Source organism: Blautia sp. CAG:257, from assembly GCF_000433815.1.
In the GTDB taxonomy this organism is placed as follows: domain Bacteria; phylum Bacillota; class Clostridia; order Lachnospirales; family Lachnospiraceae; genus Blautia_A; species Blautia_A caecimuris.
In genome coordinates this window covers 1-988 of record NZ_HF999054.1, presented here as the reverse complement: position 1 = coordinate 988, position 988 = coordinate 1, and the positions used below count along the sequence as shown (strand labels likewise).

At 38.8% G+C, this 988-nt stretch carries 2 protein-coding genes and 1 pseudogene; all 3 read right to left on the bottom strand.

Translation table 11 applies throughout. From position 1 onward, the window contains the following. The coding region (locus QVP40_RS07125; RefSeq protein WP_288200373.1) for a hypothetical protein at positions 1-420 on the bottom strand (420 nt) is incomplete at its 3' end. Positions 421-430: 10 nt separating this feature from the next. Then, a pseudogene (locus QVP40_RS07120) lies at positions 431-742 on the bottom strand (DUF6017 domain-containing protein); the annotation flags it as partial. Then, on the bottom strand, positions 733-988 hold a 256-nt coding region (locus tag QVP40_RS07115; protein ID WP_288200372.1), incomplete at its 5' end, for a DUF6017 domain-containing protein. The gene QVP40_RS07115 and the pseudogene QVP40_RS07120, both read right to left, overlap by 10 nt.

Below are 988 nucleotides of genomic sequence, written 5' to 3'. Positions count from 1 at the left end.
AAAAAAGCTGCCTGTATCCAGTCTTGATAACAGAGCACTGTTCCTATAAACAAAACTACAATTCCAAATCCCAATATCTTTTTTGCGATTGCCACCATATGTACTAGTAGTTTCACTCCGACACCTATGATTGAAACAATAAACCACAATGGAATCAATAACACTTTTCCCAGTATCTATAAATTCTCCAGCAAATAAAATAGAAATCAGAACACCTCCCATACAAGCCAGAAAAGCTGCCTGGAGCCAGTCTTGGTAACAGATCACTGTTCCTATGAGCAACGCCATAATTCCGAATCCCAATATCTTTTTTGCGATTGCCACCATATGTACCAGTAACTTCACTCCGGCACCTATGATCGAAATGATAAACCACAATGGAATCAACAACACTTTTCCTGCCACTTTTAAAATACCCATATATGTCCTCCTATCTTGCCAGCCACGGCATATCATGATTTACTTCTGCCCGGTAATATCCACTTATCGTTGAAGGGGCATTGAACAATGCCGCAAGTAAATATTTCTTGATATTCTTGATTTTACTCGTATTTCCTTCCAGACAATGCAGCACATACTCTACATGCGAATAATCCAGCTTCATGAATTTTCCTCTTACCAAAGCTCCTGAATACCAGTTGCTTGCAATCAATACTCTATCACTCCTACACATGACAGTCTCTACAATCAGATCCACTATTTCATCAATCTGATTTTTGTCATGAGGATGACTCACAAGTAGGGCATCATACTGAATTTTCCTCTTACCAAAGCTCCTGAATACCAGTTGCTTGCAATCAGTACTTTATCACTCTTACACATAACAGTCTCTACAATCAGATCCACAATTTCATCAATCTGATTTTTGTCATGAGGATGACTCACTAACAGAGAATCATAATCCAGGTTTTCTTTGATCAGAGATTGATACGCATGTAATGTTTCCATCTCATCCTCTTCGGATCCTATCCCATCTGCAGATACGATA